Genomic DNA, 16,929 nt, shown 5'->3' on the forward strand with positions numbered 1-16,929 from the left:
ATTTTAATTTCACATCTTATGTTGTCTCTTCTAATTTTTTATTCTTGTCAACAATGATTCGTATCTCGTTAAAAATATGTTCACCAATCGGGCTTAATTTAGCTGATTGAGAAATAACTGCTATCCCTTGTTCTAACTGCTGCAGAACTAGTTCTAGTCTTTCTGAAATACTCGCTACGGGATACACCTTGTATAGTCTCTCTAACCACATAGCTATTCGTGTAAATGCAAAAACACCGTGATATACTCCCTTCATTGGTCGAAGATCTTCACGCCATGGAGAGATGAATTTTTCTGTAGGTTCATTTAATACAATTGGATCAATTACAAAGAGTTGTTCTAATCTAGAATGGGCACATTCATGTATAATATTTTCGGTAACCCATAAAAAATCATTAGGATGATGAGACAGGAAAATAGCATCTGGAAGTAGATTTGCAGTGAAACCACCAAAAGCATCTGTATCCATAATAGCTATTAATTTGATGTAACTAGTTATCTCCTTATAATACTCTGGCCAAATTTCTGCAATTAATTCTAGACATGATTTATAATACAAATGATCATTTATAGTCATTTCAATATTACTTAACAAATTATTTTCATTGCTTTTTCTTACATTTAAATTTCTAAAATTATTTGTTAAGCATTTACTAATTAAAGGATCAGAAAAGGTTAACGAAATGTCGCCTATTGTATTAATACCGTTTTTTTCAATAGAAAATTCTGCATTCTTAAAATAAGGAGAATTATCATTATTGATTGGAATTTCTGCAACGATTTCTGTACCTATGTTCAAAGTAATTTTATTTTCATGGGTTGAAATAAGGTGATAAGTACTTTTTTCTGGTGTATTTATTACGTAGTTTAATCCTGGAATTTCGATTACACCTTCAGAAGAACTTAGAATAACTGTCTTCATTTCTATTCCATTTTTTGCACATGGCAAAATAAAGTAGCTAATAAATTTTTGAATATTTTCAGAAGTCATTAACTTGTTAATTAGTTCTGATTCATTTAATTTATAACTCAAACCATTTGAAACATATGTTGTTAGGTCAATAGCAAAATAGTTTAAACCAGGGCTATAGATAGACTTCAAAAATACTTGATTATTTAAACTTTCTTTTAAAGTTGTTAGAACATCTACTGATACTTCCCCCGTTTTTTCTATTGCATTAATTATTATATTAAGTCTTTTATAAAAAGGTCTTAAACTTAACATATATATTTGATCATTTTCCATTTGAGAAGGTTGTAAAAAAGTTAGCATTTTCCTCACCTCAATTTTTAATTTTGAAACAATGCTACTGTAAAAGTATATGGAGCATCTTCAATTTCTTGATGTGAATCAATTTCAGCTTCAAGTTCACGGAGCTTCAGTATATATTCTTTTACTTTTGATCTAGGAATTCTAGCTTTAACTAATGAAAACTCAGCTGGTGCTTGATCTGTAACTGCATTTACCATTCCGTTTTGTACTTCATCAATCATATAATTAATCATTTTTATTTTTTCCATCTCATCCGAATTCTTACTACTCAATCGGATGCTAAAAGAATTAACATCAGCTTTATAAGCATTTTCTACAAAGTCTTCTTTTGAATTAGTACGATCAACAAAAACCAAATCATTCTTTTCCAACATTTTTATAATATAATTTACTTTCGCCAAAGGTATGCCTGTTTGTTTTGAAACTTCCGTTGCTGTTTTTGAAACGATAGACAGGATGCTTAAAACTTCCATTCCCCCAGCATGTAATATAGTATCAAGAAAATCCGTTTGATCATTCCCGAAATCTGCCGAATTTAACATAGCTTCACCTCTTTCTAAAGTAAGGAAATTAATGACTCAGAATTTGTGCCTACTGCAGATAATGCCATGTTGGATTCGTCACACATTTCATTAGCAATTTCACGCACATCTTCTTCAGTTATACTCATAAGCTCAAAGACTTCATTATCTACAAAAAAATCTTTATTATATAATGCATATCTTCCTGTAGTATTAAGATGTCTAACGGAATCATTCGGAATTTGTAACGTTGATGTAATACGTGAAGCTCGTGCCCGCTCTAGCTCCTCACTAGTTACTCCTTTTCCTTGAATATCTTTAACTATCTCCATTACTACATTGAAACATTCATCTAATTTTTCCTTCTGACAATTAAGATCAATTGCCAAATAACCACCCAGACCGTAACTCAGTGAGTAAGAGTATATTGAATAAACAAGCTCTCTTTTTTCTCTTAGTTCTAAAAACAATCGCGATTTTAATCCATCGCCTAAAATGTCGGATAAAATTGCCATTGCATATTTTTTACGTGATCGAAAGGATGGGCCAACAAATGAAATTGTTAAATTAACTCTATTAGAATTCCCAATTCCTGTAACACTAGGTGATACTTCAAGCATCGGTAGTGGGTTACTAACTTTATTATTTCTCCAAAAATCAAATTCTGTAGCGATATTATTTATTATTTCATCTGGATCCACATTGCCTTGAATCACCATAAGGGTGTTACTCGGAGTATAGTATTTTTGAAATCTACTCTCGATGTCCTCTTTAGTAAATCGAGATATATTTTCTTGATTTCCGATAACGAATAAACCTAATGAGCGCTCTCCCCATAATGTACGCTCTGAAAGCTCTGTTTTAACTTTAGATGAAGCAAAATATGTATCGGCTTCTTGTAAAATAATAGCTCTTTCATGTTTTATTCGTTCTTCTGGAATATCTCTAAATTTCACAATATTTGATAATGCTTTAATTATATCTTTACTATAGCTAGTTTGAGATGTAATACAACATCTTGTCATCTCTTTTCCCGTATAAGCTTCATATCTTGCACCATTATCCAATAAATCTCCAACCATCTGTTTAGCAGCAACATTCATATTTTCATGACTAAAAGCCATGTGCTCAATAAAATGAGATATCCCATTATTATGAATAGTCTCGTCTTTAGAGCCGTGATTTACAAACATGCCAATTGACAAATTTCGTGATTGGTTAGTTTTTCTAACAACTACCTTCATACAATTTTCAAGCATGGCTTTAGAAATGGACTCGTAATACAAGATACCCCTCCTATTTAATTAATGTTATTTAAATTCAAGAAAGGAAACTAGCTCCCTTTCTTGAATCTAAATATGTAGTGCTTAGACGCTTACTGAGATAGAAATTACAACACCCTGTTCTCCTGCTGCAATTTCATCAGTAGCTCTTTCAATTTCCTCAACTAATTGAGAATTGTTAATAATCACTTCACCATCATTATTAACTTTAAAAACATCTGGTGTTAACATAATTTGTTTTTTTTCTGTCATGATAAACTCACCTCCTTTCAATTAAATACAACTTCTTTAGAAGCGTCTTTACGCTTATTTTCATTCCATTCTTTAATTCTAATAAGAGAAGCTTTTTTAGGACTGTAAATATTTGTATTCAAAACAATGTTAATCAGTTTTCCATCTTCCTCTAAAACAATCCCTTTATTTGTAAAATCAAGAAGTATACTATTTAAATCCTCAATTGTAACTGAATAGCCAGCACTGACCACTTCTTTATGAACACGATTTAGAGTAGATATTCCATCTAATGCTATTAACATTTGACGCTGTTCATCTTTAAGTACATAAGTTTGAATATTGTTTTTATCTCTAAGGTCCATGATTATTAAATGGTTACCATTATCAACATAAAACAAATCACTATATGGATGGGCTTCTCTCCAATTTAATACCGCTTTTCTCATACCGATTGTATACTCTTCTGGATTACAAGGTTCTGAATAGTCAAAATCAAAATGGTAAGCTAAATTGTCAAGTCCAGATTGATCTATTTGACTATAAATATATTTATATGGCCACATTGCCCTGACATTTGTTATTCCATTTTCTTTTGAGTTGTTAAAATATGGACTAAATCGATCCAATCTAATTTTCGCTACACCACCAGGAGGAGTTAAATGCTGGATTTTCTCGATAACTTTATGAATACGCTTATATTCCTCCGGGTTCTCCCCAGGAAAACCATACAATATATTCCATATCGGAAAAATACCAAATTCTTTAGACCATTTTAAAAGTTGAATATTCTGTAACATCGAAATGCCTTTGTTCATAAGCTTTAATACTGATGTTTGCAGACTTTCAATTCCAGGTTGAATAGTTTTAAAATTTGCATCTCTAAAAAGTTCGATTTGACTTTTCTTTAGATTAGCCTTAGTCTCATAAAACATATCTAAATTGATATCCTCTTCTTTTAATGACGGTAATAAACTTTTGAAATAGTTCATATCGATTATATTATCTACTGCCGTTGCTTTAGATGTATATTTCTTATACTTATTACTTTGTAGCATTATTTCTTCTAAGACTCTCTCTGCAGATTTACTTCTAAAATTTAAATTCGTTCCATTTAGACCACAAAAAACACAGTGGTGTTTTTGCCCCCACCAACACCCTCTTGATGATTCAAATAGAAAACGAGAATGGTGTACTTGATCTTTATAACTACACGAGACAAATTGTTCGAAATAATCAGAATATTCAGGTATCGGTAATTGGTCTAAATTCATTACAGATGGTGAACTTGGGCGTTTTTTATTTTTCATAATATATTCTTTATCTTTTTGCAAATAAATACCATCAATATCATTTGAGATTACTCCATTTTCATTCCATTCTGAGATAAAGTTCACAAATGAATAATCTCCTTCGCCTGAGCAAATTGCATCGATAAAAGAAAATTGTTTAAGAAGCTCCATACCCATTGTTTCTTCACAATTTGCCCCACCAAACATAATAAATTTATCAGGATATTTTACCTTTAATCTCTTAGCAAAGCTCAGTGAAGCTACATTCTGTTCAAACACACTAGTAAAACCTATGATATTGTATTCATCCCAATCTAGTTCTTCTAAACAAGAAAGAAGAAAACCTTCTACATAGGATCTAACAGTTCTAATTAATTCAAAATCTTCATTTTTATTTTGCTTAAATTTAACTTTTGCTTCTTCAATATATAAGTCTAAAGTATCCTCACCAAATAATGACTCTGAAAAAACAATTTCTCCTGCTAATGCATTGCTAGAAAATACATTTCCTTCAGAAATAGAATTATATAATTCGGTAGAAATTAAATCTGCAAACTTCAAATTTAAGTAGTGTATATCACAATTAATGTTTTTTCTCTCTAATCCTGCTTTAAGCAAACTTAAACCGATTGATGGTCTATATAACGAAGCGAATGGCATGTTAATAAGCGCTACTTTCATAATATTCCTCCTTATATACATTGAATTTTACGGAATTTATACTATAAATTTTAATTTTCTTAATCCTGTGGGAAATAGTTCTACAAAGAAAAACTTTAATGAACTATATTAAATCCACAATAAAACCGCACTTAATTACCACTATAAATACATTTTATTCCACTATTGGTAAAAATATTATATATTCTGACTTTTTCTTTTGCAATACTTATTTTAAGAAAAAAGTATTTTAAATATTTTCTAAAGCCTGTATATCTAGTTCCTTTTAAATAAGCTTTTTATTTCTCTAACAGTAAAAATAATAAACTATGTAAATCAAAACCTACTATATACCATAATATGTAATTCAATTGGTAAATATTCACGACTGATTACTCTCTAGTAATTATTTTTTTATCACTGCAATCAAATCAACACGTCATGCTGTACACTTAATTCCTTCTTTATTCTTTTTTTCAAGAAAACCAATTGATAACAAACGGTATCTATTGTTCTGATAGCTGATTATCGAATGTTGATTGAATACTTGAAGACTCTATCAGAACCAATATGATAATGTTTTATAGATCAGCAATAGAACTAGCATCCGAAATATTACATTATGGAATGGTAATTCGCGAAAAATATAAGAGATGATGTTTATGATTTACATAATTATTTTGACGATAAAAACTGAGTTTTCCGGCTCCTTTAGTATTTAATTCCGATGCTATCAAGCGGAGAAAGCTGTTCGTACACAGGATAGACAGTAGATCGTAAAATTTAGAAAAAAATCAAAAGGCTATTTCGCAGTAAATTCCCTCTGCAAAATAGCCTTTTTAAAATTTCTTTCAATACATACTATTATCCACTAAATCTCTGTGTAAGCTTTTGTAAATCTTCTGCTTGTACACATAGGTCTTGTGACACTACTGTGTTGATTGCTTGCATTGAGGCACTTTGTTCATCAACGGAGTGTAAAATAACTTCTGTGGAATTAGTTAAACTATCCATTCCATTTGCGATTGTCGAAACTAATTTTGTAACTTCATTCGCACTACTTGAAAGCTCTTCAGCTGTTGCGGAAATATCCTCTAGCTGATTCGTCATTTTGCTAACATGCTGAGAGATCGTACCAAATGACTTTGTAGCCTCATCAATGACGTGAACGCCCTGCTGAACGTTTTTCAAGTCTTCTTCTACAGAGGTTGCTACTTGTTTTGTATCGCTTTCAATGCCAACTACTAGATCGACAATTTGAATAGCCGAATGCTTAGATTGCTCCGCTAATTTTCGAACTTCTTCCGCTACTACTGCAAAGCCTTTACCATGCTCTCCCGCACGCGCCGCTTCTATCGCTGCATTTAATGCAAGTAAATTCGTTTGATCTGTAATGGCCGTAATCATGTCTGTCATAGATTTTATATCTGTCATTTTTCCTGATAATTGTTGCATTAAGTTACTTGTTTTTTCAGTAGAATCTGAAATGAATTCCATTTGATTTTTAGCTACATGTAAAATTTCCGCACCATTGCCTGCAATGTCATTTGCTTCTTTCGCATGATCAAATACATCTTGTGTAGCCACGGTAATACGTTCAATGCCATCAGCAGTTTCTTGCATTGCTATAGCGCTTTCATTTGCAGACTGTGCTGCTTTTTTAAGACCCTCAGTCGTATTCTCCATTTGTGAATCTACTTCGTTTACTGCATCTGCAATTTCATTTGTACTTGCTGATAGCTCCTCTATACTCGCAGATAAATCGGTAGAACTACTAGCAATTTTTTGTGTCATCATATGTAATTGTTCTTTCATCTCAATAAACGCTTTACCTAACGCCGCAACCTCATCATTGGATTTTATCTCGATAGGAGAAGTGTTCAAATTTCCTTCAGCTATAGCTTGAGCGGATACTGCTAATTGTTTAATTGGATTAATAATTTTGAATTTCACATAGAAAATACACGATATAGTCGTAGTAAATCCTAATATCGTTAATAAAGTGGACATCCCCTCTAATGACTTTAAATTTGCTAAGTCAATAATCAAAATAAGACCCATGATTACATTTAAAAAAGAAAAGCCAATAATACTTTTTTGTCGTAAGCTCATACAAATTTCCCCTAACTATAATATTATTCCCATAAATAATTATAGTTTAAAATCCCTAAAATTGATAGAAAAAAACACCAACTTTTGTAAGAAAATAGAATTATAAAACAGGAAATTTTTTCGTATTGTTCGAAACTTTTGTGTCGAAGTTGTGATATAAAAGTTCGACTCTTCGTTTAGGGTGATTCCGTAAAGATCGGCGTTTTCTAGAGGGGGTGTCGGGCGAAAAATATATTTTGCGCGAAAGTGAAGCGCCAACAAACACTCGCAAACAGGCATGTAAACGAAACGGTAATCATCACTATTAACCCGCACAACATTCATAAAGATTTCTCTTGACCATTAGTTTTTAAAAAAGCACTTTGCCCTAGGCAAAGTGCTTTCAAACATAAATTATTTTAATTTCATAATACTTGATCCGGCAATACCTGGATGAGTCATCTCATATGGATCTAGAATTAAATCTAATTGTTCTTTCGTTAGTACACCCTCTTCAAGGCAAAGCTCACGAATTGAACGACCAGATAGAATTGCTTCGCGTGCAAGACGTGCAGCTACTTCATAGCCAATATGAGGGTTCACTGCTGTTAATACGCCAACACTTTTCTCCACATATTCTTTCATGCGGTCTTCGTTTGCTTCAATATCCTTCAAGCAATTTTGTGTAAATGCTCGGAACACGTTATTCATAATACTAATAGATTGAATTAAGTTAAAGACAAGTACAGGCTCCATTACGTTTAATTCTAATTGTCCTGCTTCAGATGCTAAAGAAATCGTATGGTCATTACCAATTACTTGGAATGCTACTTGGTTAAGTACCTCTGGCATAACAGGATTTACTTTACCTGGCATAATAGACGATCCAGGTTGACGCGCTGGTAAAATGATTTCCCCTAATCCAGCACGTGGACCAGAAGCCATTAAACGAAGGTCATTAGCAATTTTCGACATATTAATCATACAGATTTTTAATGCGCCTGATACTTCTGTATAAGCATCAGTATTTTGTGTTGCATCTACCAAATGTGTAGCGCCTTTAAGCGGTAATCCTGAAATTTCAGCAAGGTGAAGATCAACTGCTTGAATATAGTCAGGGAATGCATTTAAGCCTGTTCCAACAGCTGTTGCTCCCATATTTACATCATATAAATTTGGGCGAGTTTGGCGAATGCGCGCAATATCACGAGTGATTACACGGCAATATGCTTCAAATTCTTGCCCTAATCGAATCGGTACAGCGTCTTGTAAATGCGTACGACCCATTTTAATTACATGTGCAAATTGCTCCGCTTTTTGGTGGAACACTGCTTGCATGTTTTCCATTGTAAGAAGTAGTTCATCTATCAAATTCAACACAGCAATATGAATAGCTGTAGGGAAAGCATCATTTGTTGATTGAGACATATTTACATGGCTGTTAGGGCTAATTGTATGATAATCCCCTTTTTCTTTGCCTAAAATCTCTAAAGCACGGTTAGCAATAACTTCGTTGGCATTCATATTAATCGATGTGCCAGCACCACCTTGGATTGGGTCTACGATAAACTCAGCATCCCACTCACCATCAATAACTTCTTGTGAAGCTTCGACAATTGCATCTCCGATTTCTTTTGAAAGTAGGTGTACCTCCATATTACTCAAAGCAGCTGCTTTTTTAACAATACCCATTGCTTTAATAAGTGCAGAATGAATTGTATACCCTGTAATCGGGAAATTTTCAGTTGCACGAAGCGTTTGGATTCCGTAATAAGCATTGCTTGGTAAGGCGCGTTCACCTAAAAAGTCTTTTTCTATACGTTGTGTGGACATAATTGTCGTCTCCTTTTATGTAATCCTCACACTTGATAGTAGCTAATAACTGTCGTATTGTAAACAGCCAATTGTCTGTAAAGTGAAAAATAATCATTTTTAGCTTTACGTTATTGTTTCCAGAGGCTTTATTTTCATTCATTCCATCACCTTTAGCTGCTTCGCTTTCGCACAAAGATAAAAACCGAGCGCATTTTTTACGCTCGGTTTATCATTATTTATTTGAAGTCACTGTAAAACGACTGTTTACATGCTTTGGATTTTCAATTTCATCCAACACCGCAACGGCAAAATCTGCATAGCTAACATAACTTTCGCCAGAAGCATTCACTAATAAATGATCTTCCCCAGCAGTATAGCTACCTGTACGTGGCCCTTCTGGATCAAAGAAAGCAGATGGACTTAAAAATGTCCAAGTAATAGTAGATTGTTGTAAGTCGTGTAAATTTTCACCTTGATTTTTAGCTGTTGCATAAAACATTTCTGGAAAATCAGGTGTATCCATTACGCGTACGTTTTTCTCTGGGTCTACAAACAGACTACCTGCTCCACCGACAACAAATAATTTTGTATCAATACCCTTGAATATATCTATTAAATGACGACCAGCTTTCACATGCAATTCTTCCTGACCAGCAGGAGCACCAAACGCATTTACGACTACGTCAAACCCTTTCACATCTTCTTGAGATAATGCAAAAACATCCTTTTCAATTACCGAAATATTTCCTGTTACTTTGGAAGCTGAACGTACAATCGCAGTTACATCATGACCACGTTGCAGTCCCTCCTCTACTATCTTTTGTCCTGCTTTCCCTGTTGCACCAATTACTGCGATTTTCATCATTATAATTCCTCCTATGTTTTGATTGTAACCTTTTTAGTTACAGGTTAGATACAAAAGATCGACTTCGTTTATTTACGAAGTTGATCTAGCACATCCTGTAAAGTTTGTGCTTGTAGTTGTTCTTCCATTGCATGCCAAACAGATGTATAAACACCTTCCAATGTCCGTTGAATTTTTTGACCAACTGAACATGCTGGATTTGGCTCATCATGAATCGCAAATAGCTGCTCTGGCCCATCAATCGCATGGTAAATAGCTAAAAGCGTTAAATCTTTTGGCTCTACTAAAAGGTCATAGCCTGCAATACCTGATTGCGAGGTAAGCAAACCCGCTTTCTTTAGCACACCAATCATACGTCGCACAACAACTGGATTTGTATTCACACTTCCAGCAATGTACTCAGACGTCAACTGACTTTTATCAGATGTTGTAGCAATAAGCGAAAGAATATGGATCGCTACCGAAAACCGACTGTTCACCATATGTATCACCACCTGTTGTAACTATTATAGTTACAGGATTGAATAAAAGCAAATAAATTGCTTTAATTGTACCTGCATTTATTTTTTTCATATTACGGAGTATTATACTTTCTTAACGTAAATGACTAATTCTTGTCGTATTTCTCCATCTTCCTCATAAAAATCTAAGTTATGAAATTCATACTTAAAATGGCCAACTGGAAACGTCACACTTTCCCCCTGTGCCGCAGCTAATGTCCCCGCCACATCATGTGACACCATATGCAAAAGCTCTGTACCTAAAACTGAATCTACAAATACCACGTTCATAATAAAACACCTCCTCAGCTATTATAGCTTAGAAGGCGCTTACAATTACAGTCTTTCTTTATATCGTTTCAAGCGAATTTCCTCAACGACTTCCATCATTATTTGTATTTGCTCCAATGTTAATTTTGTAGAGATGTGTGGTAGCTCAGATTCCACTGTTCCATGAGGAGTATTCGTCAGCAATTTTGTCCTTAAACGCTGCTCACGCTCTCTTCCATCTATTTGAAAAACCAATGATCTCCTCACACCACTCACCTCTAAATTGTTATTTTAACTTCCATATTAAAACTTATATCGGAAAAAATTTCAAAAAATTAAATGTCCTTTATATTTTTTAGAAAGTTTTGGTTCTTTTATATGTACTAAAGGGTTTCTCTCTTATGGTGTTTTATTCGTCGGTTGGGTGGTTCTTGCTGTCTATTCGGAAGTTATTTCCATTATTTTGGTGGTTCTATCCATCATTTTGACCACTCTATCCACGCTTTGGCGGTTCTATCCATCATTTTGACCATTCTATCCACGATTTTGATGGTTCTATCCATTATTTTGACTTCTTTCCGTCACTTTGGCTGTTTCATCCGTCGCTCTGCCTGTTCTTTCCGTCGCTTTGACACTACCATCCGTCACTTTGCCTTCTTTCCGTCGCTTTGGCTCTTTCTTCCGTCGCTTTGGCGGTTCTATCCATCATTTTGACCACTTCTTCCACGATTTTGATGGTTCTATCCATTATTTTGACTTCTTTCCGTCACTTTGGCTGTTTCATCCGTCGCTCTGCCGGTTCTTTCCGTCACTTCGGCTCTTTCTTCCGTCTCGCTCTGCCTCTTCTTCCGTCGCTTTGGCGGTCCTATCCGTCGCTCTGCCTTCTTTCCGTCGCTTTGGCACTACCATCCGTCGCTCTGCCTCTTCTTTCCGTCGCTTTGGCACTACCATCCGTCGCTCTGCCTCTTCTTTCCGTCGCTCTGCCTGTTCTTTCCGCCGCTTTGGCACTACCATCCGTCGCTCTGCCGGTTCTTTCCGTCACTTCGGCTCTTCTATCCGTCGCTCCGATCTATATATCACCCGCTTCAATGTTTGTTTCCATAAAAAAACAGCAGCCAATACGGCTGCTGCTTTAGGTTAAACGGCAATTGGTGCTTTAATTGTTGGGTGTGGATCGTAGCCTTCAATTGAAAGATCTTCGAGCTCGATGTCGAAAATTGACGTTTTATTTGGATTGATTTTTAAGGATGGTAGGTCCTTAGGCTCGCGTGAAAGTTGTTCTTTTACTTGTTCCACGTGATTTGAATATATATGAGCATCCCCAATGCTGTGAATAAATTCGCCTACTTCTAAACCGCATTCGTGTGCAATTAAATGTGTCAGTAATGCATATGAGGCAATGTTAAATGGACAGCCGAGTAATGTATCGAGGCTTCTTTGCATTAGCTGGCAGCTCAATTTTCCATTTGCAACATAAAATTGGAACATTACGTGACATGGAGGTAGTGCAGCTTTACTGCCCTTTGCTCCTGCATTGATAACGTCTTCAGGATTCCAAGCATTGACAATAATGCGTCGTGAATCTGGATTGTGCTTGATTTGATGAATGACATCTTGTAATTGATCAATACTTTCCCCTGTTGATGTTGTCCAATTACGCCATTGCTTACCGTAAACATTTCCAAGCTCGCCGTATTTATTTGCAAATTCATCATCTGTTAATATGCGCTCACAAAATGAGGCTAACTCTTTTTGATAGTCAGCGTTGAATGATTCGTCCACTAAGCAGCGACGACCAAAATCTGTCATATCGGGACCTGAATATTCATCAGACTCAACCCATTTTTTAAAAGCCCATTCATCCCAAATATGATTGTTGTTTTGCAGTAGATAGCGAATATTTGTATCCCCTTTAATAAACCAAAGTAGCTCACTTGCTACAAGTTTGAATGGTACACGCTTCGTCGTTAATAGAGGAAAACCTTTGCTTAAATCAAATCGCATTTGATAGCCAAACACACTATATGTACCAGTCCCTGTACGATCTTCCTTTTTAACACCATTCTCTAATATATGTTGTAGTAAATTTAAGTACGCGATTTCTGGATGCGCCATGTTCATCAACAGCTCCTTCAAGTATGCTGTTGACCATTATATCATCTAATAACTACATGTGAATGCCCAAAAATAAAAACAATATTTACCTGTCTGAGCCAAAGGAATCGTATTCTAGCTCCCTTGCTATTTCACTCTCCATCGTGACAAAAAACATTGGCATCAAAATAATATTAAATAAAACTGGGACGATAACAAACAAAAGGTCAACCCCTGGGTCAAAATAAATACCAAACGCGGTCAATAAGCCTGAACTGATTAGAAAAACAATTTGCATACCAATAATTATTATCGGTATGATTTGATACAAGTAATTTAGCTTTCGGAACTGATGCATATTTTCAGGATCTTTAATAATTCTCTTTTTTAAGCGCCTCGATAAAATGAAACAGGCAATAAGCTGCGCCAAAATAAAACTAAAATATATAACAATATGTAGTAGCATTTGCCCTTTCATAACAGAGCCATTAAAATGTCCTACCCGCTGATGTAGTAGCTCGTTAACCTCTCCCTCAAAAACATATTCCTGTTCACTAAAATAAGTAAGCGGTTCTACAAAGCCGAGGGTTGCCAAATCGTTTGAGTTCGTTTGCCAGTCGATTAGTTTGCTAGCCAAAATTTTTAATTGAATGGGATCATTTTCACCAAGCATTCCTATTAAATAAGAATATGGAATCGCTATCTTTATTTTCCCATCTTGTTTTTCATGAATTAAATCTTTAATCGAAAAAGTATACGCTACATCTGTCTGGAGGATTTCATAACGAGGATCCTCGACCTTCCAATGACTTGCTAAGGAGGATTCTATGTTATTCTTCATTTCAACATACGGCGTATCATTATGTAAACTCTTTGGAATCTTATAGACAAAACGATTATCACTCCCAATAATGCAAATATCTACTTTCACCGCATCATTTTCAACGTTTTTAGCGATTGTTGTCATCGGGTACGACATTATGACGACTAGAAAAAGGACTATTAACAATCCTTTCTTTGTCATGCAACGCTCCCCCTTTTCGTCACACATGATAGTTTTACACTATCATAGGCTACACCGAAAAAACTACTTCGTTATTCCGAAAAAGCAATGGTGGTTTTCCGAAACAACTTTTTCGGTATTCCAAAATTACCAAAAATTATGGATAATATAATGGTACTTAAGATTGAAATGGGGCATTATTATCATGGAAATAAATGAGAGAAAACAATGAGTAAATGGACATATAGTATTTTCATAACCTACTTACTCCTCGGTATTTATGTACTTGTAGTTGCATCACAAACTCCTTTTATTGGTATTTTACTAGACACAACTAGCAAACAACCAGTCATGACCGAGTTCTATTATCCAAATTGGGCACAGCAAAATAATATAGAAAAAGGCGATCTACTTCTGACAATTGATGACAAACCCGTTCGTTCTAATCAACTCGATGCTTTTGTACGTTGTGCAAAAAAACTCACAATTATGAAGCCTAATGGGGATGTTCATGCTGTTTCAATTAAGCATAAAGATATCCCGGAAGAATTTTATTTGCAAATAATTTTCCCACTTTTTTATTTCGTTCTATCATTTGGTGTTGCTATCTATTTATGGCGAAGAAATACTGATAATCTACTAACTATTCTACTAACTTTATTTTTATTAACCTGTTCTTTAGCTTATATAAGTACAGGAGCCTCAGCTAGAGGAAATCTAATTGGCGGATTTGTAATAAGTATTGGTATAATTTTATGCATAGTGCTTTTTATTCACTTCTTACAATTTTATTACCGTTACCTATGTATAGAATGGCCATACCTCAATACAAAATGGCTTTATCTAACACTACTATTTATACCTTGCTTGGATTTCATAACAATAGTTAATTCTGACTTTAAGACGATCACAACCTTAATTAAATTAGGAATGTTTGCTGTACTTGTTCTCTATGCGATTTATATTTTACTAACGAGTTATTTACGGACGAAACTGGAAAAAATCCGTTTAATCACTATTGCATTTATTACGCCTTTCTTGCCGTTTTTACTGTTTTTTGTCATTCCTGAATTGTTAGGGCGGAACCCTATTTTACATAGTGAGGTAGCTGCATTATTTTTATTGTTTATTCCTTTTTCTTTTATTTTCATTCAAGTGAATGAACGATTATTCGATATTGAATATCAATTATCTCGTTTACGTTATTATTCAACACTTGCTTTTTTATGTGCATTACTATTATCTACGGGTATTACCCTCCTATTTATTGACAAATTATCGATTGTTAAAATTATAGGTGTTTTTACACTAGTATTCTTTGTCATCATTGCTAGTTTCTATATAAAAGAGCAGCTTGATTTTAAATATCGAAAGATTATATTTTCATCCACCGGCGATTATGTCCATAATTTATATGCTGCGGTTAATCGAATGGGGAAAGCAAAAAACCAGCAAGAATTACTGGATCAATTCAAGTATGAAATAACAGAAAGGCTTGGTACTACAGCCTTTACAATTACAACAATAACGGAAAGCACTCGTGATGAAGTTAATATGGGGAATCACCTACTATTACATGATACAGGTGAAGAAAAAATCGTGTTACACATTAGACATGTATTACAAAAAGAAGAGCTTCTTTGGCTAGAGTTACTAGCCCTCTATGTCTCTATGTTTATTGATAATTTAAAGCTCATTAAAGATTTAGTGTATGAAATAAAGCTTATGAAGGATCACAATGATACACAGCTTCCTTGGTTCGACAAATTATTATGGAATATCATTGAGAAGGAGAAAAGTATTTTAGCACAGGAATTACATGACACTATTTTGCAAGAGCAACTTCATTTAGCGAGAGAGTTAGATGTACTTACAAGCTCTCCTATTATTAATAAAGAAAAGGTATTAGATATCCGTGAGCAGTTGCTGAATGCATCGAAGGACTTACGCGAGTATTGTGAGAATTTAAGCCCTCCTTTACTGGACACATTTGGGCTACAAATCGCCTTAAAAAAATTAATTCAAAAGGTGAAAATTCGAGCAGACTTTTTGTTTAAAGCACAAATAGAACGTGTACAATTTCAAGATGCCACTTTACATTTAGTCGTCTATCGCCTTGTGCAAGAGCTCTTAAATAATGCCATTAAGCATGCTGAGGCAACCGAAGTTTCACTAAGACTACAAGCGATAAATAGCGGTTTCATTCTCCAATACGATGATAATGGTATTGGCTGTAATATTGAAAGTTTAATGCAATCTTCAAATTCTATGGGCATTAATGGTATTCGAGAACGAGTCCGTGCTTTTAATGGGGACATCACGATAACCTCCAATTTAAATGAAGGAATGCATATAGTTATTCAAATACAAGAGGACGTGGATTCAGATGATTAATATTCTTATTATAGATGACCATCCTGTCGTTTTAGATGGTACGAAAACATTATTACAGGATTTAGCAAATGCTCATATAGATACGGAACAAGATAGCTCCGTTGTTCTGTCGAGAATGGATGCTCAATCTTTTCAATTATTTTTGATTGATATTAATATGAAGCCAATCAATGGCATCCAGCTTTCAGAAATGATTAAGAAAAAGCAACCAGAAGCACTTATTTTACTCTATACAGGATATGAACTTTCCGATTATTACGAACTACTTATTGAGAAGAAGGTCGATGGACTATTATCAAAGCTCGCTACGAAACAGCAAGTGATTCAAACCATTGAAGCCGCACTTAGGGGCGAAATCTTACTAGCAGCTGATTTTTTAGATTTTGTACAGCAACGTACCAATCTTCCAAACGCACAGCAAGATGTTTTATTAAGTCAAAAGGAGCAAGAAATTTTACAGCTTGTCTCACAAGGATGTACAAATAAAGCAATTGCTTCAGCCATCGGGGTCACCCAACGCACTGTTGAAAATTATTTATCCAAGCTTTTTGTCAAACTAAACGTAGAATCTCGTGCAGAGGCCGTAATTGTCGCTAAAGAGAAAGAATGGTTAAAATAATGGAAATGTAAATTTTAC

General features: G+C 34.5%; 16 protein-coding genes. 3 read left to right on the forward strand and 13 right to left on the reverse strand.

Annotation, left to right across the window (positions count from 1 at the left end):
* Positions 1-16: 16 nt before the first annotated feature.
* The 11 genes from ABNX05_RS11880 to ABNX05_RS11930 all read right to left on the reverse strand — a co-directional run bounded on the left by ABNX05_RS11880 (position 17) and on the right by ABNX05_RS11930 (position 11,056).
* Positions 17-1,246, reverse strand: a complete 1,230-nt coding sequence (locus tag ABNX05_RS11880) for an aKG-HExxH-type peptide beta-hydroxylase (protein ID WP_349659948.1) — start codon at positions 1,244-1,246, stop codon at positions 17-19.
* A 44-nt stretch (positions 1,247-1,290) separates the two neighbouring features.
* Positions 1,291-1,815: a winged helix-turn-helix domain-containing protein gene (locus ABNX05_RS11885; protein ID WP_349659949.1), complete on the reverse strand. Its 525-nt coding sequence runs from the start codon at positions 1,813-1,815 to the stop codon at positions 1,291-1,293.
* Between the two features lie 14 nt (positions 1,816-1,829).
* Positions 1,830-3,080 carry a M16 family metallopeptidase gene (locus ABNX05_RS11890; protein ID WP_349659950.1) on the reverse strand — a complete coding sequence of 417 codons (1,251 nt, stop codon included), beginning with the start codon at positions 3,078-3,080 and terminating at the stop codon, positions 1,830-1,832.
* Positions 3,081-3,161: 81 nt separating this feature from the next.
* On the reverse strand, positions 3,162-3,329 hold the full coding sequence (locus tag ABNX05_RS11895) for a hypothetical protein (RefSeq protein ID WP_349659951.1): 168 nt from the start codon (positions 3,327-3,329) through the stop codon (positions 3,162-3,164).
* 17 nt (positions 3,330-3,346) lie between these two features.
* A complete protein-coding gene (locus tag ABNX05_RS11900; protein ID WP_349659952.1) occupies positions 3,347-5,281 on the reverse strand; it encodes a RiPP maturation radical SAM C-methyltransferase in 1,935 nt (644 codons plus the stop codon).
* A gap of 843 nt (positions 5,282-6,124) precedes the next feature.
* Positions 6,125-7,372, reverse strand: coding sequence for a methyl-accepting chemotaxis protein (locus ABNX05_RS11905; protein ID WP_349659953.1), 1,248 nt, complete (start codon positions 7,370-7,372; stop codon positions 6,125-6,127).
* A 393-nt stretch (positions 7,373-7,765) separates the two neighbouring features.
* The gene (aspA, locus tag ABNX05_RS11910) at positions 7,766-9,184 is read right to left on the reverse strand and encodes an aspartate ammonia-lyase (protein WP_079561085.1); all 1,419 of its coding nucleotides are present in this window, start codon (positions 9,182-9,184) and stop codon (positions 7,766-7,768) included.
* 214 nt (positions 9,185-9,398) lie between these two features.
* Entirely contained in the window at positions 9,399-10,028 is a 630-nt protein-coding gene (locus ABNX05_RS11915) for an NAD(P)-dependent oxidoreductase (RefSeq protein ID WP_349659980.1), read from the reverse strand.
* 71 nt (positions 10,029-10,099) lie between these two features.
* Positions 10,100-10,513, reverse strand: a complete 414-nt coding sequence (locus ABNX05_RS11920) for an Rrf2 family transcriptional regulator (protein ID WP_349659954.1) — start codon at positions 10,511-10,513, stop codon at positions 10,100-10,102.
* Between the two features lie 102 nt (positions 10,514-10,615).
* Positions 10,616-10,822 carry a thymidylate synthase gene (locus ABNX05_RS11925; RefSeq protein ID WP_197143701.1) on the reverse strand — a complete coding sequence of 69 codons (207 nt, stop codon included), beginning with the start codon at positions 10,820-10,822 and terminating at the stop codon, positions 10,616-10,618.
* 45 nt (positions 10,823-10,867) lie between these two features.
* Positions 10,868-11,056 carry a hypothetical protein gene (locus tag ABNX05_RS11930; protein ID WP_349659955.1) on the reverse strand — a complete coding sequence of 63 codons (189 nt, stop codon included), beginning with the start codon at positions 11,054-11,056 and terminating at the stop codon, positions 10,868-10,870.
* 601 nt (positions 11,057-11,657) lie between these two features.
* On the opposite strand from ABNX05_RS11930, the gene ABNX05_RS11935 reads away from it, so the two are divergent.
* Positions 11,658-11,942, forward strand: a complete 285-nt coding sequence (locus tag ABNX05_RS11935) for a hypothetical protein (protein WP_349659956.1) — start codon at positions 11,658-11,660, stop codon at positions 11,940-11,942.
* Here ABNX05_RS11935 and ABNX05_RS11940 read toward each other — a convergent pair.
* Together ABNX05_RS11940 and ABNX05_RS11945 are read right to left on the reverse strand one after the other, a co-directional pair.
* The gene (locus tag ABNX05_RS11940) at positions 11,939-12,916 is read right to left on the reverse strand and encodes a thymidylate synthase (protein ID WP_349659981.1); all 978 of its coding nucleotides are present in this window, start codon (positions 12,914-12,916) and stop codon (positions 11,939-11,941) included. The genes ABNX05_RS11935 and ABNX05_RS11940 overlap by 4 nt on opposite strands.
* An 85-nt stretch (positions 12,917-13,001) precedes the next feature.
* Complete coding sequence (locus ABNX05_RS11945) at positions 13,002-13,919, reverse strand: hypothetical protein (protein WP_349659957.1); 918 nt, start codon at positions 13,917-13,919, stop codon at positions 13,002-13,004.
* Between the two features lie 207 nt (positions 13,920-14,126).
* On the opposite strand from ABNX05_RS11945, the gene ABNX05_RS11950 reads away from it, so the two are divergent.
* Positions 14,127-16,292 carry a sensor histidine kinase gene (locus ABNX05_RS11950; protein ID WP_349659958.1) on the forward strand — a complete coding sequence of 722 codons (2,166 nt, stop codon included), beginning with the start codon at positions 14,127-14,129 and terminating at the stop codon, positions 16,290-16,292.
* The gene (locus ABNX05_RS11955; RefSeq protein WP_349659959.1) at positions 16,285-16,911 is read left to right on the forward strand and encodes a response regulator transcription factor; all 627 of its coding nucleotides are present in this window, start codon (positions 16,285-16,287) and stop codon (positions 16,909-16,911) included. Before ABNX05_RS11950 ends, ABNX05_RS11955 begins: the two co-directional genes overlap by 8 nt.
* Positions 16,912-16,929 lie beyond the last annotated feature (18 nt).

The organism is Lysinibacillus zambalensis (genome assembly GCF_040183165.1).
Classification (GTDB): domain Bacteria; phylum Bacillota; class Bacilli; order Bacillales_A; family Planococcaceae; genus Lysinibacillus; species Lysinibacillus zambalensis.